This is a genomic window from Microvirga mediterraneensis, assembly GCF_013520865.1.
Classification (GTDB): domain Bacteria; phylum Pseudomonadota; class Alphaproteobacteria; order Rhizobiales; family Beijerinckiaceae; genus Microvirga; species Microvirga mediterraneensis.
In genome coordinates this window covers 577,693-601,756 of sequence record NZ_JACDXJ010000001.1, presented here as the reverse complement: position 1 = coordinate 601,756, position 24,064 = coordinate 577,693, and the positions used below count along the sequence as shown (strand labels likewise).

Genomic DNA, 24,064 nt, shown 5'->3' with positions numbered 1-24,064 from the left:
TGCCGCTCCTGTCAGGAGCGCCACCAAAGGATTGCGGTCGGGGTCGCACGGTCGTTCATGGGCAGAGAAATGCCACGGGGGCGGCACTCATGCAAGAGCCCCGAAAATTCTCAGAGCACCACGATCCCGGCGTGCTTGGCCTTGTTGTCGGGCTCCACATGGATCGTGATGAGCGCGTCCTTCACGTCCTCCTTGAGCGCACGTTCAAGGCGGTCGCAGATGTCATGGGCATCGGTCACGCTCATGTGGCCCGGCACCACGAGATGGAAATCGATGAAGGTCATCCGGCCCGCATGGCGCGTGCGCAGGTCATGAGCCTCGATGGCGCCCTGCGCATTGACCGCGATGATCTCGCGAACGCGGCCGAGCGTGGTCTCGGGGAGGGCCTCGTCCATGAGGCCGCCGATGCTTTCCTTCATCAGGCCCCAGCCGGACCAGAGAATGTTGACGGCCACCAGGGCCGCGAGAGCGGAATCGAGCCAGTGCCATCCCGTGAAGGGAACGAGCAGAAGGCCGATCAGGACGCCCGCCGAGGTCATCACGTCCGTGAAGAGATGGCGTCCATCGGCCACGAGGGCCGGCGAGCGCATGCGCCGTCCGCGGTTGATCAGCAGCCAGGACCAGAAGGCATTGATGACGCCGGCAATCGCGTTGATCGCAAGGCCCTCCATGGGGGCATCGATCATCTTCGGCGACAGGAATCCGTAATAGGACTCCCGCAGGATGGCCATCGCCGCCACGATGATCAGCACGCCTTCGAGAACGGCGGAGAAATATTCCACCTTGTGATGACCGTAAGGGTGGTTCGCATCCGCCGGCGTGGCGCTCAGGCGCACGGCCATGAAGGCGGCAACCGCCGTCACCACGTTGATGATGCTCTCCAGCGCATCCGAATAGAGCGCGATACTGCCCGTGATGTAATAGGCGGCATATTTCAGGACGAAGACAACGGTTCCGACGAATATGCTGCCCAGGGCAAGTTTCTGAATCTTGTCCATGGCGCGATGCTTAGATGAGAGTGCTGCGGAAAACGAGGCGTCCTTATAGACCGTGTTCTGCGAGGCGCAAGACCTTGTTTTTACTTGCAATTCGTTTGCAAAATCATGTCGGGGCAAAAGCGGTTGCTGTGCAGGCCGGCCCGAAGCGAACCGCGAGAACCGGAGCGCCTCACGGCCGCGGCGGGTCGATCATTCCGGGATGGCCGTCGCCTTGAGCAGAAGCTTCCCGTAATAGGCCGACAGGAAGGGAGCGAGCGTCTGGCAGCGGCGGACGAGTTCGAGCGCTTCCACTCGCCGGCCGGCGCGGATGCTGTCGAGCAGCGTGGGATGCACCTCCAGCAGCTCCGCCAGCGCCGGATCCAGGCGCTGCGAGGCGGGCGCGACGATGGTGAAAATCGCCGTCTTCTCGGCACGCCCCTTCACGGCGATCCGGTCGAGCTCGATCAGCACGAAATGCCCCTGCAGCGCCTTCGCGGTGGCAGGACCGAGAACGATGGAGACGCCGTATTCCTTCGACAGGCTTTCCAGGCGCGATGCGAGGTTCACCGTATCGCCGAGGACGGAGTAATCGTAGCGCCAGCGAGAGCCCACATTGCCGACCACGCAATCGCCGGTATTGATGCCGACGCCGATGGCGAAGGAGGGAGCATCCTCGCCCTGCTCCCGCCGCAGCTCGGCGTTCAGGGCCTTGACCGCGTCCAGCATGCCCATGGCCGCGCGGGCGGCGCGCAGAGGATGGTCCGGGCTCGGCAGCGGGGCATTCCAGAACGCCATAACGCAATCGCCGATATATTTGTCGATGGTGCCGCCTTCCGCGAGCACGGCGGCGGACAGCGGATCGAGCAGGCGGTTGATCAATGTGGTCAGTCGCTCCGGTTCGTCCTTCAGCTTCTCCGACAGGGTTGTGAAGCCGCGCACGTCGCAGAACAGGATCGAGAGATTGCGGCGCTCGCCTCCGAGCTTCAGGGCCCCCGGGTCGCGCGCGAGCTGCGCCACGAGGTCCGGCGAGAGATAACGCGAGAAGGCCTCCGACACGGTGCGGCGCAGGTGGCGTTCGCGGGCATAGTCGAGTCCGAAACGCGCGCCGAAAACCGCCAGCGCCGCCGCTGCCGGCATGGCTGGTGGCATCCAGACCCGCCCGAAACGGAGCACGACCCAGGATCCGGCGATGAAGAAGGCGAGCAGGAAGGCTGCCGCGAGGCCTGTCCGCCAGGAGACGCCATGGGCGGAGAAGGCGGCGGCCAGCCAGGCCCCGGCGATGACCAGAAGTGCCATGACGAGCCGAGGCACGGGCAGCACGTAGAGATTATGGCGGAGATTGTCGAGGATCGTGGCCTGGATCTCCACGCCGGCCGTGAGAGTGCCCTCGGTCAGCGTGAAGGGCGTGGGAAAGGGATCGGGCGCGCCGATATCGGCGGAGGTCGCCTGCTTCAGGCTCAAGCCCACCAGCACGACCTGATCCTTGAAGAAGCCGGGCGGCAGGAAATTCGTCGGGTCGAGAGCCTGATAATAGGAGACGGTCGGGTAGGAACGGGACGGTCCGAAGAACTGGATCAGCGCGCCGGCGGGAGCGACCGCCTGCGGTTCGCCTTTCAGGCGCAGCGCTTCGGCGGCCAGGCTGTCCTGCATCTGCGGCATGCGGCGCAGATAGGCATCCCCGTCGAGATCAACGGAGGCCACGCCGGATACCGCGCCGGCATCGAGGAAGGGGTCGAGCGGGCTGACGCGGGTCACCTGGATGCCTTGCGGCAGGAGCGTGGTCACGTCGTCGGCGGCCAGCACCACGTCCGGGCCGAGCACCTTCGCGAAGGCCGTATCGGCTTCCTCGGTGGTCGGATCGGCGAAGATGATGTCGAAGGCGATCACCTTCGCGCCCGCAGCGCGCAGGCTCTCGACCAATCTGGCGTGAAGCTCCCGCGACCAGGGCCAGCGCTGGCCGATCTCCCCGATGGAGGGTTCGTCGATAGCCACGATCACGGCGCCCGGCCTTGCCGGTAGGGGCGGCGATACGACCGAGAGAATATCGTAGAGCCGCTCCTCGATGAGATGAAAGGGCGGGAAATAGAGGACCGGCATCAGCAGGGCGGCGATGAGCCCGGCCATGACGAAATGGCGCCAGAGAGGCTCTCTCCCGTGATCGGCCGATGCCGGTCTTTCGCCGCTCACTCTAGAACCGAGCCTTGACGGAGGCCGCGACCGTGCGGCCGGGGGCCGGAATGTCGAAGCCGAAATCGTAGCGCTGGTCGAACAGGTTGAGTGCCGTCACACCGACTTGGAAGCGCCTGTCAGGCGTCTCCCAGGTGATCGCCGCATCGGTCGTCCAATAGGCGTCCAGCCGGTCATTGTAATAGGAGCCGGACCGTTCGCCGATGTAGTTCTGGGTCAGGGTGAACCGGAGGCGGCTCGGATGCACGAAGGTCATTCCGAAGCGCGCAAAGCGTTCCGGCACATAGGGCACGGGCTCTCCCACGCCTCCCTCCACGTCTGCCGACGTCGCGAGGATTTTCGAGGTCGCTCCACCGACGGTGCCGAACACGCCGATGCCATGGCCCAGCCAGACATTGATTGTGGCGGCGAGCCATTCGGCCCGGGCCTTCTCGATATCGTCGAAGCTCTCCAACGTGTTGATTCTTGGCACGTTGAGGTCGTTCAGGCTCTGGCGCTGATATTCAAGGGCCGTGAAGACGTGCGGCGTCCATTCCGCATCCCAGCGCAACACAAGGCTCTTCGTCGGCCCGCTCGCGGGCGTGTCGTTCGGGATCAGCCCGACCGTGGTCGTGGGCGCAAGCGAGTAGCCCAGATAGGTGTCGGCATTCTCGATATAGGCTGCGCGCAGCCATTGCCCTTCAAACGGAGACACGCCGATCCCGAAGCGGGGCGACACCCAGACATCGGGGTCGGCGTTCTTCACGTCGAGGAAGGTGCGATGGATGCCGGCCTGGGCCTCGAACCTGTCGTTCGGGCGCCACGACAGATCGGCATAGGCACGGCCGCCCCGGAAGGGGCTGTCGAAGGCCGTCGCGTCCTGCAGATAATCCTCTGGTCCCGAGAACCAATATTGGTAACTCTTGCTGACGCCGCTGTATCTCAACTGACCTGCTTGAGCTTCCAGGCCATAACGCAGGTTGAAGTCGCCGATCCCGATGGCATGACTCACCGCTCCGACGACGCCGTCGACGCGCTGCTTCTCCTGCCAGAGAGTCTGAACGGAGGGGAATTTCCGGTAATCCCATTCCTCTCCACGATCAAGAGTATCATTCCGCGTCGCGAAAACCGCCGTCGAGAGGACGTTCCGGTAGCCGAACGTGTGGCTCCAGCCGGCCACGCCGAAAAGAGTCGTCTCGTCGCGCTCGATATGCTGGGTGAGGTCGAACCGGTTCACATCCGTCAGGCCCGGCCTGCCCTCGGTCGCCCAGCCCATGAACATGAACCGGTCGGCCGCGCTCGGAGCCGAGCCGATGCTGAGCGTGATGCCTTTCGCGTTCTCGTTGTCGGCCGTCAGGTTGCCCTTGGCCTCGCCGCCGCTCGCGGAGACGCTGAAGCTCGTCGGCACCGGCTCGTTGGAGAAGCCGTTGACCAGCACGCCCGCGTTCCAGCCGACCTTGCCGCCGCGCACCACAGGGCCGCCGCCGATCTCCATATCGAGAAACGGTCTGCGGATGGGGTCAAAGCGCCCGATGCGGCCGGACACAGCCAGGGGGTCGAGGAGCAATCCCTGAACGGAGAGGTTCAGGGCTGCGCTGTTGAGGTCCGTGCCTTCCGCCGCATCGAGGGTCGGCTCCGTTGGGAACAGGCCCGGCCTGCTGGCGATTGCCTGGTCGAAATAGCCCTGCGCCTCGAAGGGGTCGAAGGTCCGGTCGGCGTAGAAGCGCGCCCAGTCATGCAGGTTGATGAAGCGGTAGGCCTCCACCGGGTATGAGCCGGTCTGCTTGGTGACCGACAGACCCGCATAATCCCCGCCACGGTCCCGGTAGCGCCGCAGGGCCTCGCGCGCGGCGAGGATCGCGTCGTCGGCCATGTAGAGATCGAGGGCGAAAGCCGTGCGCAGGATGGGCACGATGGGGGCCCTGGGATCGAGCCGGTCGGCATTGTCGAGCGTCTGCCAGGCGAGCTCGTAATCGCCGTTCTGGAAGTAGGCGTCCGCCACGATGAGTTGATCGTTCGAACGGGCCGGGTTGACGGCGGATCCGGCCAGCAGGGACTCGATGGCCTGGGCCATCTTGCCCTTCTGCAGAAGATAGCGCCCGCGGGCCGAGTAGGCCGTGGGCGGATCGAGCGCCAGCGCCTTGTCGATGAGCGTGCCTGCCTCTTCCACCCGGCTCTGATCGAGGAGAAGGATGGCCAGGTTGACGTAGGGAATCGGGTTCTGCGGCTCCATCTCGATGGCTCGCCGGAAGGCCGCCTCGGCCTCGACGAAGGCGCCCCGGCCCTGTTCGAGCAGGCCGATCTGATTGAGGAGCGAGAAATTCGGCTCGGTCTTCACGACCCTGTAGAGATCGGCCAGTGCTCCATCGATGTCGCGGGCGTAATCCGCCTTGATCGTCGCTCCGAAGGCCACCACGTCCGGATCCGTGGGATCGATGGCCTTGGCGCGTTCGTAAGCCGCGTACATGCCCTCGCGATGGTCGAGATCCTGTGCCAGGGAGGCCGAGAGGATGGCCAGCCCGGCATCTTTCGGAAACAACTTCTCGGACGCTGCGGCCTCGGCGGCGGCGGCTTTGAGATCCTGGCGGAAGCCCGTGAGATAGGCCTTGATTTCCGCCGTCCTGGGATCCCTGACGGGAACATTCGGGGCCGGTCGTACACGCTTCGGATCCGCCAGGGAGGCGGCCGCATAGCGGCCATACTCGGCCCAGCCGCGCCGTCGGGAATCGAGGCCCGGCTTCGCGCGCTCGAACAGCCTGATCGCATCCTGCCAACGGCGGTCCGCGCCGGCTATGAGAGCTTCGAGATAATCGGCCCGGGCCCGCTGCGCCCTGGTCATCGGGCGATTTCGGGCTTCCGCGAGAGGAGCTTCCGCCGCGCGCCTGTTGCCGGCGCTCATGAGGCTCTCGGCCAGGGTGAGCCAGTCTTCCGTCGTGCGGCGTGCGGAAGTCAGGGCCTCGATCCTGGAGCTTTCGGCCTCGAACCGCCTGTTATCCAGCGTCGTCGTCGGCAGATTGATGAACACCTCGCGCATCGACATGTAGAAGAGCATCTGCTCGCGGTCGTTCGGGCTGACGAGAACGAATTTCGTCGGCGCCTGACCGACGGCCGCCACGGCTCCCTCGCCCTGGCGCACCGTCACCGCGCCTTGCGGGTTCTTGATCTCGACGACGCCTTCGAGCACGACCAGGGAGGTCTTGCCCGCGCCGTCCACGGCCAGGGACCAGTCGGTGCCGCGGATGGCCGCCACCGCCGCCGGCGTCTTGACGTCGACGCCCGAGCCGCCGCGAGCTGCGCGCGCCCAGATATTGCCGCCCTGGAGGCTGAGCTGGGTCGCGTCGGCGGGGCCGCTCGCCACGTCGTTGACGGTCAGGGTCGAGTTGCGCCCGACGCGGATCTGGGTCTGGTCGTTGAACAGGATCGCCAGGTTGCCGATGGCGTTGGTGCGCAGGGTGTCGCCGCCGACGAGGCTCTGCTGCAGCTGGGCGGCGCGCCAGAGATCCTCGCGCACGAAGCGCATCTCCTCGCCGCCCTTGGCCGCCACGATAGCGCCTGCTGCTGGCGCCTGACGCGGCAGGGGAGCTTGAGCCTGCGCGGCAGCAAAGGAAAGCGCCAGGACGCTTGTGGCGGCCAGAAGCCTGACGGATCGAAAAGACATGGAGAACCGGCTCGATCGAAGGGTTACCTGCTCTAACGTTACTAGAGCTTAGCAGGAAGTCCCTGGGAACAAAGCCGATTCACAGCGCGAACGATGTGTTTTGCAGCACAGCGTGAACGATTGCGACATTCACGCCACAGATTTAGATGCCAAATCGATGAAGCAAGGCCGTCTTCAAGCCGTCTTTCCGCAGGCGATCAGCAGTTTCTGCTTCAGATCGTGCTGGGCAAAGGGCTTCTGCAGGACGGGACGGTCGCGGAAGGTGTCGCGAATTCCCGCGCTGCCGTAGCCGGTCGAGAAGACGAAGGGGATCGAACGCTGCGCCAGGGCTTCGGCAACCGGATAGATGGGCTCACCGGCGACATTCACGTCGAGGATGGCCAGATCGACCTGCTCGCGCGCCACGGCATCGAGAGCCGCCGACAGGCGGGCTGCCGGGCCGATCACCTCGCAGCCGAAATCGAGGAGCATGTCTTCCAGGAGCAGGGAGATGGCGGCTTCGTCCTCGACGACGAGGATACGCAGGCCGTTGAGATCTCCATCGCTCGTTACGCTGTCGGTCACGGGTTCACTTTCTATCACGCTGGGATGCTGGCTCATCACTCAGCAAAACACGGAACAAGATGCGCCGGATCTTCCAGACTTCAAGACTGGAATCAGGCGCTTCTATCACTTTTGCGCATCCGTGCAAAAACCGGTTTGGGCCGTGATATCGTTCTTGACCGATCATAGAGCGATGGCAGGCCTTTGCCTAGGTCCTACTCGACCGTCTCCCGGCTTCGGAATTGCGACGATACCGGCCACAGACACCCCTTGCGGAGAAGGCATCTTATCCCGAATAATCGGCTTATGTTCTCGCGCGTTTGCTCCTGTCTCGTCATGATCGCCTCCGCATCGGATCGAAGCCATGCCTAGGCGGCCTCCCAAAGCACCCGTTCTCATCGTCCTGCACCAGGAACATTCGACGCCCGGAAGGGTCGGGCGCCTGCTTCTGGAGCGCGGCTACCGGCTCGACATCCGCCGCCCTCGCTTCGGCGATCCGCTGCCCGAGACGCTGGCCGGGCATACGGGAGCGGTGATCTTCGGCGGACCGATGAGCGCCAACGACCCGGACGATTTCCTCAAGACCGAGATCGACTGGATCGAGGTGCCGCTCAAGGAGAACAAGCCCTATCTCGGTCTCTGCCTGGGTGCCCAGATGATGGCGAAGCATCTCGGCGGCCGCGTCTGGGCCCATCCCGAGGGCCGGGCCGAGATCGGCTATTATCCCCTGCTGCCGACGGCTGCCGGCGAGACCCTGAGCGAGGATTGGGGCGTGCCCTGGCCAAGCCATGTCTATCATTGGCACCGGGAAGGCTTCGACTGCCCTGCCGGCGCCGAGACCCTGGCGACCGGTGACGATTTTCCGACCCAGGCGATCCGGGTCGGCGAGAAGGCCTTCGGCCTCCAGTTCCATCCGGAGGTCACCCACGCGATGATGTGTCGCTGGACGGTTCATGCCGAGGAGCGGCTGAAAATGCCGGGCGCTCAGGATCGGGTCCGTCAGATTGCCGGACGCTTCCAGCACGATCCCCATGTCTCCCGCTGGCTCGACCGGTTCCTCGACCATTGGCTGGACGATCCCATGCCGAAGCGTCTGCGGGCCTGAAGATCACGTCGCGTCGAACTCGAAAGGCGAGACGCCGCGCTTCATCTCGTCGACGATCAGGGCGTGCATGAGGGGCGGGGCGGCGCGCTGCGGGCAGGCGACGCGTTCGCACAGGCGGCAATTGATGCCGATGGGGGTCGCTTCCGCCGAGGACGGGTCGAGGCCCCGTGCATAGGCCAGGCGGTGGGCGTATTTCAGTTCGCAGCCGAGGCCCACGACGAATTGCGGATCGGGGGCTCCCCAGGGGTTGAAGGCGCGCTTGACCGTGCGGGCGATGGAGAACCAGCGCGAGGAATCCGGCAGCTCGATCACCTGCGTGGCCACCTGCCCCGGGGTCCGGAAGGTGGAATGCAGGTTCCAGAGCGGGCAGGTGCCGCCGAACTGCGAGAACGGGAAACGGCCGGAGGAAAAGCGCTTCGACACGTTGCCGGCGGAATCCACCCGCACCAGGAAGAACGGGATGCCCCGGGCGCCGGGGCGGGCCAGCGTCGTGAGCCGGTGCGCCACCTGCTCGAAGCTCGCGCCGAAGCGGGCGCCCAGCACCTCCACGTCGTAGCCGAGTGCTTCCGCGGCCGCATGAAATTTGCCGTAGGGCATCATGAGGGCGCCGGCGAAGTAATTGCCGAAGGAGACGCGCAGCAGCCGCCGGGCGGGCCCGTCCATGGGCTCGAGACGGGCCGCGAGGGCGTCGATGGTCTCGCGCATCTCGGTGAAGGCCAATTGGTAGGCGGCCTGGAAGGTCCTGCCAGAGGGATCGACCAATTCGGATATCAGGAGCTGGCGCCGGTGATGGTCGTAGCGGCGGAGCGAATCCGGCATCACGTCGATGGGCATGACGCGTACGCGGATCCCGTGCCGGGCATGCAGGCGCTCGCCGATCGCGAAGAAGGGCTCGTGGCCGGTCAGGGCGAGGTCCGACGCCAGGGCCTCGGCGGCCTCGTCCAGCTCGGCGAAGTGGTTCTTGGCCTCGTGGATCAGCTCCCTGACCCGGTCGACCGGGTTGACCTGGGGCGCGTCCTCCGCCCGGTCCCGGTCGCTGAGGCTCGGGGTCACGGCCTCGCGGGCGCCGCGCAGGGCCTGATAGGCCCGGTAGAGCCGGTTGATGGCATCGACCAGGGACGGGGCGCTCTCCACGGTCTCGCGCAGCTCGAGCCGGGCCACCGGGGTGGACCGGAAGAGCGGGTCGGCGAAGACCTCCTCCAGCTCCGAGACGGTGCGCTCGTGATCGTCGTTGGCGAATTCGCGCGGGTCGAGCTGATAGGCATGGGCGAGGCGGATCAGCACCTGGGCGGTGATCGGGCGCTGGTTACGCTCCATCAGGTTCAGGTAGCTCGGGGAGAGCCCGAGCTCCTCGGCCATGCGGGACTGGCTCATGTTGAGCTCCCGCCGCAGCCGCTTGAGGCGGGGTCCTACGAAAAGCTTTCTGCTCTCATCCATATTGTAAATCTTTTTACAAGTTTACACGACCAGCTGAGTCAAAGCTTTACAAGGCGACTTTTCTTTTGAAATCCGGCGTTGAAACAATCGGTTCTTCGCGGATTATGCAATCAAGACGTCCTGCTGCTCTGCAACAATTCTGGCCCGCAGGAAAGTTTTGTCAAGAAATGTAAAAGAAAGGACCGCCATGACCAGCCAGCCGAACCCGGGTTCCCTGCAGAACCTGATCCCCGCCGCTCCCGAGGGGCGCTTCGACGGTATCCGCAGGCCTTATTCGGCCGAGGACGTGGCCCGGCTGCGCGGCTCCTTCCCCATCGCCCACACGCTGGCCGAGCGCGGAGCCCAGCGCCTGTGGCAGCTCCTGCACGAGCGCCCCTACGTCCATTCGCTCGGCGCCATGACGGGCAACCAGGCCATGCAGATGGCCCGCGCCGGGCTCGAGGCGATCTATCTCTCCGGCTGGCAGGTGGCGGCGGATTCGAACGTGGCCGGCGCCATGTACCCGGACCAGTCGCTCTACCCGGCCAATTCCGGCCCCGAACTGTGCCGGCGCATCAACCGCACCTTCCAGCGGGCCGACCAGATCGAGCATGCGGAGGGCGGTGCCAAGCGCGACTGGTTCCTGCCCATCGTGGCCGACGCGGAGGCCGGCTTCGGCGGCCCGCTCAATACCTTCGAGATCATGAAGGCCTATATCGAGGCCGGCGCTGCGGGCGTGCATTTCGAGGACCAGCTCGCCTCGGAGAAGAAATGCGGCCATCTCGGCGGCAAGGTGCTGATCCCGACCTCCGCCCATGAGCGCAACCTGATCGCGGCGCGGCTCGCCGCCGACGTGATGGGCACCTCGACCCTGATCATGGCCCGCACCGACGCGGAATCGGCCAAGCTCATCACCTCCGACGTGGACGAGCGCGACCGGCCCTTCATCGAACCCGACAGCCGCACCCCGGAAGGGTTCTACCGCCTGAAAGACGGCACCGGCCTCGACCATTGCATCGCCCGCGGCCTGGCTTACGCGGAACTCGCCGACCTGCTGTGGTGGGAGACCTCGCACCCGGATCTCGACGATGCGCGCAAGTTCGCGGAAGCGATCCACAAGCGCTATCCGGGCAAGCTCCTGGCCTATAACTGCTCGCCCTCCTTCAACTGGAAGAAGAAGCTGGACGACGCCACCATCGCCAGGTTCCAGCGCGAACTCGGCGCCATGGGCTACAAGTTCCAGTTCGTGACGCTCGCGGGGTTCCATCAGCTCAATTACGGCATGTTCGATCTGGCGAGCGGCTATCGCGACCGGGGCATGGGCGCCTATTCCGAGCTCCAGGCCCGCGAATTCGCCGCCGAGACCGACGGCTACACGGCCACCCGCCACCAGCGCGAAGTCGGCACCGGCTATTTCGATCAGGTCTCGGTGGTCATCACCGGCGGCAAGTCCTCCACCACGGCGATGGCGGAATCCACCGAGACCGCGCAGTTCCAGACATCGGCCAAGCTCCAGGCGGCCGAGTAACGCAACACCTCGAACCCTTTGCACCAATGGAGACCGATATGATGAAGTCACGTTTCTGGGTGGTCGGCGGCGAGTACACCTCCTGCGACTGCGAGACCATCGTCCAGGGCACCGAGCGGGTCGTCGGCCCCTTCGACAGCCGCACCGAGGCCGAGCGCACCTGGCGCACCCTGTCCGAGGACCATCGCCCCCAGGCCCAGGTCCGCTTCACCATCGCCCAGGAGCCTCCGTCGACCCTGAGCGCCTGAGAGGCCCAAGGATCGGACCAAAAGTGGACTTGCACTTTTGGGATCCATCCGATGCTTCTTTTAGCTGGGCGTATCGTCTGGAGCGGAAAACCGGCACCACTTTTCCGCACGATACGCCGGGGCCGCTAGAACGGTCGCCCCGCCGGAGGATGAAAATTCCTTCGGCGGGATCTTTTGCCGGTCCGCGAAGTTTTTGTGCTCCGGCTTCATTCTTCATGACGCTCCCCCCTGCCCTAACGGTCCGGCTGTCCTAAAACCAGCCGGGCAAGGTTTCTCAAGGGGTTTCGCATGAAGACCGTCCTCACATCGCTCACCTTTGCCGCCGCGCTGGCGCTCGCTGGGGCGGGCGCCGCCAGGGCCGACGTGGTCGTCTCGTCGAAGATCGACACGGAAGGCTCGGTCCTGGGCAACATCATCCTGCTGACCCTCGAGGCCAACGGCATCAAGACGCAGGACCGGATCCAGCTCGGCGCGACCCCTGTGGTGCGCAAAGCGATCACGGCGGGCGAGATCGACATCTATCCCGAATATACCGGCAATGCGGGCTTCTTCTTCAACAAGGCGGACGATCCGGTCTGGAAGGACGCGGCCAAGGGCTTCGAGACGGCCAAGAAGCTCGATTACGATGCCAACAAGATCGTTTGGCTCGATCCCTCGCCGGCCAACAACACCTGGGCCATCGCCCTGCGCAAGGACGTGGCCGATTCCAACAAGCTGAAGACCCTGTCCGAGTTCGGCCAGTGGGTCACGAAGGGCGGCAAGGTCGTGCTGGCCGCCTCCGCCGAATTCGTGAACTCGGATGCGGCCCTGCCGGCCTTCCAGAAGACCTATAACTTCAAGATGAAGCCGGAACAGCTCATCGTGCTCTCCGGCGGCGACACGGCGGCCACCATCAAGGCGGCGGCCGAGCAGACCAACGGGGCCAACGCGGCCATGGTCTACGGCACCGACGGCGGCATCGCCCCGTCGGGTCTCACGGTGCTGGAAGACGACAAGAACGTGCAGCCGGTCTATGCCCCGGCGCCGATCATCCGCGAATCCGCCCTGAAGGAGAACCCGAAGATCGCCGAGATCCTGAAGCCCGTCTTCGCATCCCTCGACCTCACCACGCTCCAGGGCCTCAACGCCCGCGTCCAGGTCGGTGGCGAGCCCGCCAAGGCGGTGGCGACGGATTACCTGAAGTCCAAGGGCTTTTTGAAGTGATCTGAGGTCGTGGTTTCAGCCGGTGAAGGCGTTTCCCGTGAAACACCGGGGCTCCTCCGAGACGCAGTCAGGCTGCTCCCGGTATCCGGCTCGAAAGTGAGACCTCCATGTCATGGCCGGCCTCCTGCCGGCCATCCCGATACGGAAAGGCTCTCCGCTGTCATCCCGGCGGCCGAAAGGCCGGGAAGGGGATCCACTTTCATATGTCGCGCTATGGATTCCCTTCCCCTCCGCTGCGCTTCGGCCGGGAATGACACTGATGACGCTTCAAACAATCGGGATCACCGGCACAAGGCCGGTGATGACGAAGCGGAATGAGGGAGAGATCTGTGAACCGTATTCTCATGACCCAGACGCTGCGATAAGGGCCGGAAACTTTGTGACGACGATCTCTTCCCGAACGACCGTGCCCGGCATGTCCTCGTTGCGTTCCTCCCTGTCCCTGGATCGGCTTGGGAGCGTGATCGCCATCTTGATCCTGGTTGCGCTCTTCGCTTCGCCCTTCGTCATCTACCGGGCCAACCGCATCGTGGCCGGCGAGGGGCGCATGCTGGTCGATGCGCTGCCGTCCTCGGGCGCCCTCGGCGTGATGGCGGTGGCGCTCGGCACGGCCTTGTGCGCGGCCCTGGTCCGCGCGCCGCTGATCCGCCTCGCTGCCGCGTCCATCGGCCTGTGCGTGATCTTTCCCGCCGTCGGATCATCGGCCGGGTTCGTCACGCCGCCCGGGAACACTTTCGCGCGTGTCTCGCCGTCCCTGGGCTTCTGGCTCCTGGCCCTGGCCTTCGCGCTGCTGGCGGCCGATGCGCTGACGCGGCTGCGCCTCTCTCCCTGGGCGCGGCTCGCCGCCCTCGCGGTGGCGGCGGGCGCGATCGCGCTGCTGCTCGTCTCGGGAGCCTGGGACAACCTCTCGCTGCTCAAGGAATATGCGAGCCGGGCGGCCACCTTCTGGCGCGAGGCGCGCGAGCATCTGTGGCTGGCGTTCGGCTCGATGATCGCCGCCTGCCTCGTCGGTCTGCCGCTGGGCATTCTCGGCCATCGTGTCCCGCGGCTGCGCAATGCGATCCTGCAGGTGCTCAACATCGTCCAGACGGTTCCGAGCATCGCGCTCTTCGGCATCCTGATCGCGCCGCTCGGTTATCTCGCGGCCCATGTGCCCCTGGCGGCGGCCTTAGGCATTCGCGGCATCGGGGCCGCGCCCGCCTTCATCGCGCTCTTCCTCTATTCGCTGCTGCCGGTCGTCGCCAACACGGTCACCGGATTGCGGCAGGTGCCGGCGACTGTCACGGATGCGGCGCGGGGCATGGGATTGTCCGCGCGCCAGCGCCTGTGGCTGGTGGAACTGCCGCTGGCGCTGCCGGTCATCCTCGCCGGCATCCGCATCGTGCTGGTGCAGAACCTCGGATTGGCCACCGTGGCGGCGCTGATCGGGGGAGGGGGCTTCGGCACCTTCGTGTTCCAGGGAATCGGCCAGACGGCGATCGACCTCGTGCTCCTGGGCGCCATACCCACGGTCGCCCTGTCGTTCGCCGCCGCCATCATCCTCGATGCGATCATCGATCTGACCCGGCGGGGCACTCCATGATCGAGATCGAGCATCTCACCAAGCGCTACGGCGACACGATCGTCGTCGACGACGTGTCCCTCCGGGTCGACGAGGGCACGATCACCGTCGTGGTCGGCACGTCGGGTGCGGGCAAGTCGACCCTGCTGCGCATGATCAACCGGCTCGTGGAACCGAGCGAGGGCCGCGTGCTCATCGACGGCCAGGACACCATGGCGATCCCTGAGGATCAGCTGCGCCACCGGATCGGCTACGTGATCCAGGGCTACGGGCTGTTTCCTCATCGTACGGTCGCCGAGAACATCGCCACCGTGCCGCGTCTTCTCGGCTGGGACAAACGGAAGAGCGCGGCGCGCGTCGAGGAACTGCTCGACCTGTTCCAGCTCGACCCGGTGGAGTTCGCGAAGAAATTCCCGCACGAACTCTCCGGCGGGCAGCAGCAGCGCGTCGGCGTCGCGCGCGCCTTGGCGGCAAAGCCCGCGGTGCTGCTGATGGACGAGCCGTTCGGCGCGCTCGATCCGGTCATCCGCAGCAAGGCACAGGACGATCTCGTCGCCATCCAGCGCCGTCTCGGCACCACGGTGGTTCTCGTCACGCACGACATGAACGAGGCGTTCCAGCTCGGCGACAGGATCGCCGTGATGGATCAGGCACGGCTCCTGCAATACGCGACGCCCGCCGAGCTGCTCACGCGACCGGCGGAGGCCTTCGTCGAGCAGCTCGTGGGAACGGCGGAGCGGCCTTTCCGTCTCCTATCCCTGCTGAAGGTGCGCGAGGCCCTCGAACCCGGAGCTGCCGAGGGAGAGCCCGTCCTCGTCACCGATTCCCTGCGGGATGCGCTTTCGCGGCTGATCTGGTCGGGCCGGGAGACGCTGCCCGTCGCCGATACGTCGGGCGCTCTCGTGGGTCGCGTCAGCGTGCAAGGCATCGTGGCGCATGGACGGTCCGTTCCATGACCGGGCGTTCGTTGCTCTGGCGCGCGGCGGCGCTGGTGCTGTTGGCGCTCTTCATCACGGCGCCGCAGCTGTTCGCCTTCGCGTTCGAGCCGCTGACCGCGAACGGCGCGCCGGCGATCTACAACCAGGGCAGCCTGCTCTCCCTGACCCTCTCGCATCTGCGCATCGTGTTCCTGGCGACGCTCGCGAGCACCATTCTGGCGCTCGGGCTCGGCATCTTCGTCACGCGGCCCTCGGGCCGCGAGTTCCTGCCGCTGTCGCGCAGCCTGGTGAATATCGGCCAGACCTTCCCGCCCGTCGCCGTTCTGGCGATCGCCGTGCCGCTCGTCGGCTTCGGCGAGAAGCCGACCTTCATCGCGCTGTTTCTCTACGGGCTCCTGCCGACCTTCGAGAACACGCTCACGGGCCTGATGGAAGTGTCGCCGCAGACGCTCGAAGCCGCCAAGGGCATGGGCATGAACCCGCGCCAGCGCTTGTTCCAGGTGGAGCTGCCGCTCGCGCTTCCGGTGATCCTCGCGGGCATCCGGCTCTCGGTGATCATCAGTCTCGGCACCGCCACCATCGGGTCGACGGTGGCGGCCAAGGGATTGGGCGAAGTGATCATCGCGGGCCTTCAATCCAACAATGTTGCATTCGTGCTGCAGGGCGGTTTGGTGGTTGCGCTGCTCGCCGTTCTGATCCACGACGGGTTGGGAATGGCCGAGCGGTTCGTCGCCGGAAAGCTGGGCCGCCCTGCGGACGAGGTGTCATGACGCTTCTCGAACGATTGAAGATCGAAACCCGGGACGCCCACGACCGGATCGAGGCCGCCATGGATCTCGACGGCCGGATCTCGTCGCGCGAGGCCTATAGGGACCTGCTGATCCGCTTCCATGGATTCCACGCGGCCTGGGAAAGCGAGGCCGCCGAGCGGGCGCCAGACCGGGCCTTCTTCGAAAGCCGCTGCAAGACGAGGCTTCTCGCCAGGGATCTCGAGGCTCTAGGACTAAAATCTGACGATATCATGGGTTTGCCACAATGCCGTCCTCTCATGCCCCTGCCCGCCCCGGAGGCGGTGCTGGGGAGCATGTATGTGGTCGAGGGCTCCACGCTCGGCGGTGCCATCATCGCGCGCGAAGTGGAGAACCGGCTTGGATTGACGGCGGAAACGGGCTGCGCCTATTTCCGCAGCTATGGACGAAATGTTGCAGCCATGTGGAAGTCGTTCGGCGCAGTGCTCCTGGAAGCCTCGTCGCCGGAGGCCGACGACCTGATCGTCGGGGCCGCACGAGATACCTTCACCGTAATGCATGATTGGCTGTGCGAGACCTCATGAACCTGCAAACGCAAGACATCGACCTGACCGCCTGCGAGCGGGAGCCGATCCACATTCCGGGCAACATCCAGCCGCACGGAATCCTTCTCGCGATCCGCCTGTCCGACAGGACGATCGCCTATGCGAGCGCCAATATCGCCGAGGTCTTCGGCTTCCAGGCGGCCGACGTGCTCGGCCGGCCTTTCGCCGAGGTGCTGCCGGCCCTGAGCACGGAATTCGACGCTCAGCTCGCCGATCCGCCGACGGCGGGAAACACACGCTTCGTCCGGACCATCCGGGTCAGGACGGCGCAGGATGAGCGCTTCTTCGAGACGGCGATTTCCCGCTCGGGCGAGTGCGCGATCCTCGAACTGGAGGAGCCTCCCGTCGGGTCGATCTCCAGCATCGATGCGCTCTATCCCACCCTGCGCCGGTTCGTGGAGCAGCTGCAGAGCGCGTCGACCATCGACGTCCTGTGCGGCCTGGCCGCGCAGGACATCCGCCGCATGACCGGCTTCGACCGGGTGCTGGTCTACCGGTTCGACGAGCAGTGGAACGGCACCGTCGTGGCCGAGGACCGCAACGAGGTGCTGCCGTCCTACCTCGATCTGCGCTTTCCGGCATCCGACATCCCGGCCCAGGCGAGGGAGCTCTACCGCCGCAACCGGCTGCGCATCATTCCCGATGCCGGCTACACGCCCGTTCCCATCCAGTCGCACGATCCCGCGCCGCTGGACCTGAGCGACTCGGTGCTGCGCAGCGTTTCGCCCGTGCATCTCGAATACATGCGCAACATGGGGACGCTCGCCTCCATGTCGATCTCCATCCTGCGCGACGGCCAGCTGTGGGGCCTGATCTCCTGCCACAACAAGGAGCCGAAGCGGGTCTCTCTCCAGGTGCGCAACGCCTGCGACTTCCTCACGCAGATCTTCTCGCTGCAGCTGGAGGCGCGGGAGAACACGATGCTGGCCGAGAACCGCGTGCGCCTCGGCGCCGTGCAGACGCGGCTTCTCGCCCATATGGCGGCCGAGGAGCATTTCATCGCGGGCCTCGTGAACCATCCCGACGACCTGATGATGCTCGCCGGCGCGCAGGGCGCCGCCGTCATCACGCAGGACCATTGCTGGTGCCTCGGCCATGCCCCCGGCAAGGAGCAGGTGAGGGCGCTCTTCGACTGGCTCTCCGAACATCATCAGGAGGACGTCTTCGCCACCGACAACCTGTCGGAGGTCTATCCGGCGGCGAAGGCCTTCGCCGACCGGGCGAGCGGGCTTCTCTCCATCTCCGTCTCGAAGGCACATTCGAGCTATGTGCTCTGGTTCCGTCCCGAGGTCGAGCAGACCGTCAAATGGGGCGGCAATCCGCAGAAGCCCGTCCAGGAGGAGGCGGGGTCCTTGCGGCTTCATCCCCGGCGCTCCTTCGAGATCTGGAAGGAGACGGTGCGGGACCGCTCCTTGCCCTGGGACCGAAGCGAGGTCGAGGCGGTCAAGGAGCTGCGCAACGCCATCGTGGGCATCGTGCTGCGCCGGGCCGAAGAGATGGCGGCGCTCACGGAGGAGCTGCGCCGCTCCAACAAGGAGCTGGAGGCCTTCTCCTATTCGGTCTCCCACGACCTGCGCGCCCCGTTCCGTCATATCGTGGGCTATTCCGAGCTGCTGAAGAAGCAGGAAGCGGGCGAGATGTCCGAGAAGGGCCAGCGCTACGTCGACACGATCATCGAGGCGGCCTACACGGCCGGAACCCTGGTCGATAACCTGCTGCGCTTCTCCCATATGGGCCGCACGGCCCTGAAGCCCCGGACCGTGGACGTGGGTCGCCTCGTCGACGAGATCCGGCAGAAGCTTTCGGCGGAACAGGGCGACCGCCGGATCCAGTGGATCGTCGGAGAGCTGCCCCCGGTGAATGCCGACCCGGTGCTGATCCGGCTGGTCTTTGAAAACCTGCTCGACAATGCGGTAAAGTACACCCGCACCCGGGAGAAAGCGCGCATCGAAATCGGCTCCACCCGCAAGGATGGGGAGACGGTCTATTTCGTGCGCGACAACGGCGTCGGGTTCGATATGAAGTACATCGACAAGCTGTTCGGCGTGTTCCAGCGCCTGCACCGGATGGAAGAATTCGAAGGAACCGGGATCGGGCTCGCCAATGTCCGCCGGATCGTCGAAAGACATGGAGGCCGGGCCTGGGCCGAAGGCGCGCTCGACAAGGGAGCGACCTTCTCCATCGCCCTGCCGGATCAGAACGAAGGAGCCGCGTGAATGGCGGAACTGAAGCCGATTCTTCTGGTTGAGGACAACCCGAAGGATCTCGAACTGACGCTGGCCGCCTTGGAGCAGAGCCAGCTCGCCAACGAAGTCGTCGTGGTGCGCGACGGCGAGGAGGCGCTCGACTTCCTTTATCGCCGCGGTGCTCATGAGAGCCGCAACACCAGCGATCCGGCCGTGGTCCTGCTCGACCTGAAGCTGCCGAAGGTCGACGGGCTCGAGGTGCTGGAGAAGGTCAAGGCGGATCCGCACCTGCGTCAGACCCCGGTCGTCATGCTCACCTCGTCGCGGGAGGAGAGTGATCTCGTGCGCAGCTACGAGCTCGGCGTGAACGCCTTCGTGGTGAAGCCCGTGGGCTTCCGCGAGTTCTTCGACGCGATCCAGGACCTCGGCGTGTTCTGGGCGATCCTCAACGAGCCGCCGCCGCGGCGCAACGGCGCTTAAGGCTGCCGATGGACCGCACTTCCGTCATCCCATCCGATCGGGTGCTGCGCATCCTCCTCCTGGAGGACAGCGCGCTCGATGCCGAGCTGGTGACGGAGACCCTGGTCGATGCCCGGTTGTCCGTCTCGGTCGAGCGGGTCGTGTCCGCGGACGAGTTCGCCAGGGCCGTCCGCGACGAGACCTGGGATCTCATTCTCGCCGATTATCTCCTGCCCGCCTTCAACGGCCTGCACGCGCTCGAGATCGCCCGGGAGATGTCCCGCGCGACGCCGTTCGTCTTCGTCTCCGGCGCCCTCGGCGAAGAGGTTGCCGTCGAGGCCCTGAAGCGCGGGGCGACGGATTACGTGCTGAAGGACAAGCTCGACCGGTTGCCCGCCACCGTGCTGCGCGCCCTGGCCGAAGCCCGCGAACGCGGCGAGAAGAAGCGGGCGCAGGATGCCCTGCGGCGGATGCTCGACGAGCGCACGGCGCTCCTGCACGAGCTCGATCATCGGGTGAAGAACAATCTCCAGCTGCTGCTCTCCCTGATCGGCATCGAGTATCGTCATGCCGAGGACGGGCCCGCGCGCCAGGTGCTCGGGCGCATGAAGGAGCGCATGCAGGCGCTGGCCGCCGCGCACCGCGACCTTTACGATGGGCAGGGCTCGACCCGGTTCGACGCGTCGCGTTTCGCGAAAGGTCTTTGCGAGGAACTGACCTCGTCGATTCCGGGCGTGAGGATCACGCCGGAATTCGAGATCGATACCGTAGAGGTCGAAGCCGGCAAGGCGGCCTCCATGGCGCTCCTGTTCAACGAGATCGTCGTCAATGCGCTCACCCACGCCTATAAGGACCGGCAAGGCAAGCTGAAGCTCCTGTTGCGGGTCGTGGACGGCACGCTGGTGTTCCAGATCGCTGACGATGCCTTCAGCCCGGACGAGAAGCAGCATGCGAAGGACAGCGCGTCCGGGACGATTCTCAAAGCCCTCGCCCGCCAGCTCGATGCGGATGTGGAATGGCCGCTCGACGATCCCGCCATCCTGGTACGTGTCGTCATGCCGGTTCAGGACAACGGCTAGATGATCGGCCGAAGATCATATTCCGTGCGACCGACCGGGGACCCGTCCCAGGGCGCCCGGACCTCATTGCGGCAGGTCCTGTGGGGGCTGGTCCTGGTTCTCGCCCTGCCGACCATGCTGGTGGCTGCGGCAGGCCTCTATTCGGCCTATCGGTCCGAGCAGCAGGCCACCGATCTGCGCATGCAGGAGACGGCGCGCGCCTTGAGTCTGTTGCTCGACCGCGAAATCGAAAAATCCGTACTGGCGCTGCAGATTCTGGCCCACTCGTCCAGCCTTGCCCGAGGAGACTTCGAGGAATTCTACCATCGGGCGAAAGCCAGCGGTCTGGAGGAGCCCTCTTGGGTGGCTCTTTTCGAACCCGGCGGGCGTGCGGTCTTCAACACCCGCGTGCCTTACGGCGTGATCCTGCCGAACAGCAACCGCCCCGATGCGTTGCGGCGCGTCGCGGAAACCCGCAAGCCGTATGTGTCGGATCTCTATGCGGGTTCATTGACGGGGCAGCGGCTCATCACCATCGATGCCCCCGTCATCATCGACGGCCGGGTCGCCTATATCCTGTCGCTCGGGATCACGCCGGAGGTCTTCCAGGACATCATCCGCGATCAGAGGATCGCCGACGGCTGGAACGCGGCGGTGCTCGACCGGAGCCGGAGGCTCGTGGCGCGCTCCCGGTCGCCGGAGCGCTACGTTGGGCAGCTCGCCAGCGCCAATGTCCAGGAAGCCTTGGCGGCCCGGACGGAAGGGCTTCTCCGGAGCGTGACCCTCGACGGCATTCCGGTGCGCACCTATTTCAGCCAATCGCCGACCTATGGCTGGTCTTTCGTCATCAGCATCCCGGAGACGGAGCTGGCGAAATCGGCTCAGCGCTCCCTCTTCTGGCTCACGATTCTCGGAGCGGTCATCCTCGGCGGCATCCTCCTGGCCGTTCTGCTCTCGCGCTCCATTTCCAAGCCGGTCGCCCGGCTGGTGGCGGCGGCCCAGGCCCTCGGCCGTGGAGGCGAAGTCTCCGATCCGGCCACCACGCGGGTTCTGGAGTTCGACACGATCAAGAAGGCGCTTGCGGAGGCGGCCGCGGGCATCCGCAAACATGAGCGGGAGCGGGAAGAGGTGCTCGCCCACATGGCCGAGAGCGAGGCGCGCCTGCGCCTGGCGCTCAATGCGGGGCATCTCGGTTCCTGGGAGTATACGCCGTCCACGGGCGTCCTGACGACGACGCCCATATGCCGTGCCCATTTCGGGCGTGGCGCGGACGAGATGTTCTCCTATGCGGATCTCGTTGCGCAGATCCATCCCGACGACCGCGCCGTGCAGGCGGAGGCCGTCGCTCGGGCGCTTGCGGACCGTACCGATCTTCACGTGGAATATCGCGCGATCTGGCCCGACGGCAGCGAGCATTGGATCCGGGTGAGCGGCCGCATGAGGAGCGGCCCGGACGGGCAGCCTTCCATGGTCGGCGTGTCTCAGGACATCACCGAGCGTCGGCTGGCCGAAGATCGGCAGGCTCTTCTGCTGCATGAGCTCAATCACCGGGTCAAGAACACGCTGGCGACCGTTCAGTCGGTCGCCTCCCTGACCAGACGCTCCGCCGACAACAGCGATCCCGCCGCATGGAACGCCTTCATGGACCGGCTGCACGGAATGGCGAAGACCCACGATCTTCTCACCGCCACCCATTGGCAGGGCGCGCTTCTGGAAGACGTGCTGAAGAACGAGCTCGAGCCCTACCAGGACGGCCTGCGGCAACGTATTCGCCTGCGCGGCCCCCGCATCAACCTGCAGCCGGGCGCCGTTCTCGCCTTGGGGCTCGCCGTCCACGAACTGGCGACGAACGCCGTCAAATACGGCTCCCTGTCCGTTCCGGAGGGCAAGGTGCATGTGATGTGGGCCGTCACGTCGGGAATCGGGCAGCCCGCGCTTCTCGTGGAGTGGGTCGAAAGCGGCGGCCCGCTTGTGAAGAAGCCCGAACGCCAGGGCTTCGGGTCCAAGCTGATCCAGCGCGGCCTCGCGCAGCAGCTGGGCGGCGAGATCAAGCTCGATTTCGCCCCCGCAGGTGTGCGCTGCGTCATCACCTTCCCGCTCTCGACCATGACATCGGACCAGGCCGGCGCTCCCGAGGCCCAGGAGCGTTACGCGTCGTGACGACGGTGTGTCATTCCCGGCCGGAGCACAGCGGAGGGGAAGGGAATCCGCCCATACGCTCCACGCCATGGGCTCCCTTCCCGCGCAACCTTCGCCGGGGATGACACCGAAGCGCTAAAGTGTCATGTCGAATGACACTCTCACAGTCTTCTCATCCGGTGCCCTCATGACGACGACCCGAGACAAGCTCGAAACCATTCTCTCGCGCCTGGCCGGGCGCAAGGACGACGAGCGGGTGTTTCTGCGCATCTACGAGGACGCGGCGCGCATCGCCGCCGATGCCGCCGATGCGCGGGCTCGCGCGGGGCTCACGCTCGGACCGCTCGACGGCACCATCGTTTCGATCAAGGATCTGTTCGACGTGGCGGGCGAGACGACGCTCGCAGGCTCGATCGCCCTGCGCGATGCGCCGCCCGCCGGCAAGGACGCGATCATCGTGCGCCGCCTGCGTCAGGCGGGCGCCGTCATCCTGGGCAAGACCAACATGGTGGAGTTTGCGTTCTCCGGGATCGGGCTCAATCCCCATTACGGCACGCCCGGCAACGCGACCGATCCCTCACGCATTCCGGGCGGTTCATCGTCGGGAGCGGGCGTGACGGTGGCGGAGGGCACGAGCAAGATTTCCATCGGCAGCGATACCGGCGGCTCCGTGCGCATTCCGGCGGCCCTCAACGGCGTCGTCGGCTTCAAACCGACCGCGCATCGCGTGCCGCTCGACGGCGCGTTTCCGCTCGCGCCCAGTCTCGATTCCATCGGGCCGCTCGCGCGCAACGTGCAGGACTGCGCTTTCGCCGATGCCGTCATGGCGGGCGAGGAGCCGCGCCTGCTGAATCCACATCCTCTGGCGGGCCTGCGGGTCGGCGTGCCGCGCGGGCGCCTGTTCGAGCAGACGGAGCCCATGGTGGAGCGGGCTTTCGAGGCCGCGTTGAAGCGTCTGTCGGGCGCCGGTGCAGGAATCGTCGATCACGGCATCGAGGATCTGCTCGGAGCCATGGCGGAGACCATCGTCACGGGCTCCATCGCGTCCATCGAAGCCTCCGAGGTTCATGCGGATTGGCTCGAGGCCAAGGTCGCGGAGATCGACCCGCGCGTCCATTGGTGGATCGCGCGCAGCGGCAAGGTGCCGGCGCCGATCTATATCCGCATGCTGCGCCGCAGGCGCGCCCTCATCGCCGCGATGGACGAGCGCCTGTCAACGATCGACGTGCTGGTGCTGCCCACCACCGCCATCTCGGCCCCTCTGATCGCCCCGCTGGAGGCCGACATCAAGCTCTACAACAAGACCGACGACCTGATCCTGCGCAACACGACATTCGGCAACCAGTTCGATCTCACCGGCATCTCCCTGCCGGTCCCCGGCACGGAGCGTCCCGTCGGCCTCATGCTCGTGGCGCGCCACGGTCACGACCGGCGTCTCCTGGATATCGCAGCAAGCGTCGAGGCCATGCTGTCTCAGGGGCTGTAAGCGGCACGAATCCGGAGAGCGGCGCGTTATCCCCATTCC

Annotated in this window: 18 protein-coding genes; 13 read left to right on the top strand and 5 right to left on the bottom strand. The window is 65.8% G+C overall.

Annotated features, from left to right (window positions below; genetic code table 11):
• Positions 1–110: 110 nt before the first annotated feature.
• The 4 genes from H0S73_RS02760 to H0S73_RS02745 form a co-directional block, all read right to left on the bottom strand.
• Positions 111–998, bottom strand: coding sequence for a cation diffusion facilitator family transporter (locus tag H0S73_RS02760; RefSeq protein ID WP_181050723.1), 888 nt, complete (start codon positions 996–998; stop codon positions 111–113).
• A 189-nt stretch (positions 999–1,187) separates the two neighbouring features.
• Positions 1,188–3,101 (bottom strand): CHASE2 domain-containing protein, encoded by a 1,914-nt coding sequence (locus H0S73_RS02755; protein WP_181050722.1) that lies wholly within the window; start codon positions 3,099–3,101, stop codon positions 1,188–1,190.
• A gap of 64 nt (positions 3,102–3,165) precedes the next feature.
• The gene (locus H0S73_RS02750) at positions 3,166–6,801 is read right to left on the bottom strand and encodes a FecR domain-containing protein (RefSeq protein WP_181050721.1); all 3,636 of its coding nucleotides are present in this window, start codon (positions 6,799–6,801) and stop codon (positions 3,166–3,168) included.
• Positions 6,802–6,975: 174 nt separating this feature from the next.
• The gene (locus H0S73_RS02745) at positions 6,976–7,401 is read right to left on the bottom strand and encodes a response regulator (RefSeq protein WP_181050720.1); all 426 of its coding nucleotides are present in this window, start codon (positions 7,399–7,401) and stop codon (positions 6,976–6,978) included.
• A gap of 307 nt (positions 7,402–7,708) precedes the next feature.
• Here H0S73_RS02745 and H0S73_RS02740 point away from each other — a divergent pair, with 307 nt between their 5' ends.
• The gene (locus H0S73_RS02740) at positions 7,709–8,449 is read left to right on the top strand and encodes a glutamine amidotransferase (RefSeq protein ID WP_181050719.1); all 741 of its coding nucleotides are present in this window, start codon (positions 7,709–7,711) and stop codon (positions 8,447–8,449) included.
• A gap of 3 nt (positions 8,450–8,452) precedes the next feature.
• Here the strand turns inward: H0S73_RS02740 and H0S73_RS02735 are convergent, their stop codons facing one another.
• On the bottom strand, positions 8,453–9,886 hold the full coding sequence (locus H0S73_RS02735; protein ID WP_181050718.1) for a helix-turn-helix domain-containing protein: 1,434 nt from the start codon (positions 9,884–9,886) through the stop codon (positions 8,453–8,455).
• A 187-nt stretch (positions 9,887–10,073) separates the two neighbouring features.
• Here H0S73_RS02735 and aceA point away from each other — a divergent pair, with 187 nt between their 5' ends.
• From aceA to H0S73_RS02675, 12 genes are all read left to right on the top strand, one after another.
• The gene (gene aceA, locus H0S73_RS02730; RefSeq protein ID WP_181050717.1) at positions 10,074–11,393 is read left to right on the top strand and encodes an isocitrate lyase; all 1,320 of its coding nucleotides are present in this window, start codon (positions 10,074–10,076) and stop codon (positions 11,391–11,393) included.
• Between the two features lie 38 nt (positions 11,394–11,431).
• Positions 11,432–11,641, top strand: coding sequence for a DUF4170 domain-containing protein (locus tag H0S73_RS02725; RefSeq protein ID WP_181050716.1), 210 nt, complete (start codon positions 11,432–11,434; stop codon positions 11,639–11,641).
• 288 nt (positions 11,642–11,929) lie between these two features.
• Entirely contained in the window at positions 11,930–12,844 is a 915-nt protein-coding gene (gene osmF, locus H0S73_RS02720; protein ID WP_181050715.1) for a glycine betaine ABC transporter substrate-binding protein OsmF, read from the top strand.
• Positions 12,845–13,259: 415 nt separating this feature from the next.
• A complete protein-coding gene (locus H0S73_RS02715) occupies positions 13,260–14,426 on the top strand; it encodes an ABC transporter permease (RefSeq protein ID WP_181054216.1) in 1,167 nt (388 codons plus the stop codon).
• Complete coding sequence (locus H0S73_RS02710) at positions 14,423–15,361, top strand: ABC transporter ATP-binding protein (protein WP_181050714.1); 939 nt, start codon at positions 14,423–14,425, stop codon at positions 15,359–15,361. The genes H0S73_RS02715 and H0S73_RS02710 overlap by 4 nt, the downstream gene beginning before the upstream one ends.
• Positions 15,358–16,113: an ABC transporter permease gene (locus H0S73_RS02705; protein WP_181050713.1), complete on the top strand. Its 756-nt coding sequence runs from the start codon at positions 15,358–15,360 to the stop codon at positions 16,111–16,113. The genes H0S73_RS02710 and H0S73_RS02705 overlap by 4 nt, the downstream gene beginning before the upstream one ends.
• Positions 16,110–16,676, top strand: a complete 567-nt coding sequence (locus tag H0S73_RS02700) for a biliverdin-producing heme oxygenase (protein ID WP_181050712.1) — start codon at positions 16,110–16,112, stop codon at positions 16,674–16,676. The genes H0S73_RS02705 and H0S73_RS02700 overlap by 4 nt, the downstream gene beginning before the upstream one ends.
• Complete coding sequence (locus H0S73_RS02695; protein ID WP_181050711.1) at positions 16,673–18,913, top strand: ATP-binding protein; 2,241 nt, start codon at positions 16,673–16,675, stop codon at positions 18,911–18,913. The genes H0S73_RS02700 and H0S73_RS02695 overlap by 4 nt, the downstream gene beginning before the upstream one ends.
• Entirely contained in the window at positions 18,914–19,363 is a 450-nt protein-coding gene (locus tag H0S73_RS02690) for a response regulator (protein WP_181050710.1), read from the top strand.
• An 8-nt stretch (positions 19,364–19,371) separates the two neighbouring features.
• Positions 19,372–20,421 (top strand): sensor histidine kinase, encoded by a 1,050-nt coding sequence (locus H0S73_RS02685; protein ID WP_181050709.1) that lies wholly within the window; start codon positions 19,372–19,374, stop codon positions 20,419–20,421.
• A gap of 24 nt (positions 20,422–20,445) precedes the next feature.
• Entirely contained in the window at positions 20,446–22,560 is a 2,115-nt protein-coding gene (locus H0S73_RS26225) for an HWE histidine kinase domain-containing protein (RefSeq protein ID WP_181050708.1), read from the top strand.
• 166 nt (positions 22,561–22,726) lie between these two features.
• On the top strand, positions 22,727–24,025 hold the full coding sequence (locus H0S73_RS02675; protein WP_181050707.1) for an amidase: 1,299 nt from the start codon (positions 22,727–22,729) through the stop codon (positions 24,023–24,025).
• Positions 24,026–24,064 lie beyond the last annotated feature (39 nt).

Coding starts and splice junctions, on each gene's coding strand:
- H0S73_RS02740 (WP_181050719.1), top strand. CDS start 7,709: ATGCCTAGGCGGCCTCCCAAAGCACCCGTTCTCATCGTCCTGCACCAG.
- H0S73_RS02700 (WP_181050712.1), top strand. CDS start 16,110: ATGACGCTTCTCGAACGATTGAAGATCGAAACCCGGGACGCCCACGAC.
- H0S73_RS02735 (WP_181050718.1), bottom strand. CDS start 9,886: ATGGATGAGAGCAGAAAGCTTTTCGTAGGACCCCGCCTCAAGCGGCTG.
- H0S73_RS02760 (WP_181050723.1), bottom strand. CDS start 998: ATGGACAAGATTCAGAAACTTGCCCTGGGCAGCATATTCGTCGGAACC.
- H0S73_RS02695 (WP_181050711.1), top strand. CDS start 16,673: ATGAACCTGCAAACGCAAGACATCGACCTGACCGCCTGCGAGCGGGAG.
- osmF (WP_181050715.1), top strand. CDS start 11,930: ATGAAGACCGTCCTCACATCGCTCACCTTTGCCGCCGCGCTGGCGCTC.
- H0S73_RS02690 (WP_181050710.1), top strand. CDS start 18,914: ATGGCGGAACTGAAGCCGATTCTTCTGGTTGAGGACAACCCGAAGGAT.
- H0S73_RS02750 (WP_181050721.1), bottom strand. CDS start 6,801: ATGTCTTTTCGATCCGTCAGGCTTCTGGCCGCCACAAGCGTCCTGGCG.
- H0S73_RS02685 (WP_181050709.1), top strand. CDS start 19,372: ATGGACCGCACTTCCGTCATCCCATCCGATCGGGTGCTGCGCATCCTC.
- H0S73_RS02675 (WP_181050707.1), top strand. CDS start 22,727: ATGACGACGACCCGAGACAAGCTCGAAACCATTCTCTCGCGCCTGGCC.
- H0S73_RS02755 (WP_181050722.1), bottom strand. CDS start 3,101: ATGGCCGGGCTCATCGCCGCCCTGCTGATGCCGGTCCTCTATTTCCCG.
- H0S73_RS02725 (WP_181050716.1), top strand. CDS start 11,432: ATGATGAAGTCACGTTTCTGGGTGGTCGGCGGCGAGTACACCTCCTGC.
- aceA (WP_181050717.1), top strand. CDS start 10,074: ATGACCAGCCAGCCGAACCCGGGTTCCCTGCAGAACCTGATCCCCGCC.
- H0S73_RS02710 (WP_181050714.1), top strand. CDS start 14,423: ATGATCGAGATCGAGCATCTCACCAAGCGCTACGGCGACACGATCGTC.
- H0S73_RS02745 (WP_181050720.1), bottom strand. CDS start 7,401: ATGAGCCAGCATCCCAGCGTGATAGAAAGTGAACCCGTGACCGACAGC.
- H0S73_RS02705 (WP_181050713.1), top strand. CDS start 15,358: ATGACCGGGCGTTCGTTGCTCTGGCGCGCGGCGGCGCTGGTGCTGTTG.
- H0S73_RS02715 (WP_181054216.1), top strand. CDS start 13,260: ATGTCCTCGTTGCGTTCCTCCCTGTCCCTGGATCGGCTTGGGAGCGTG.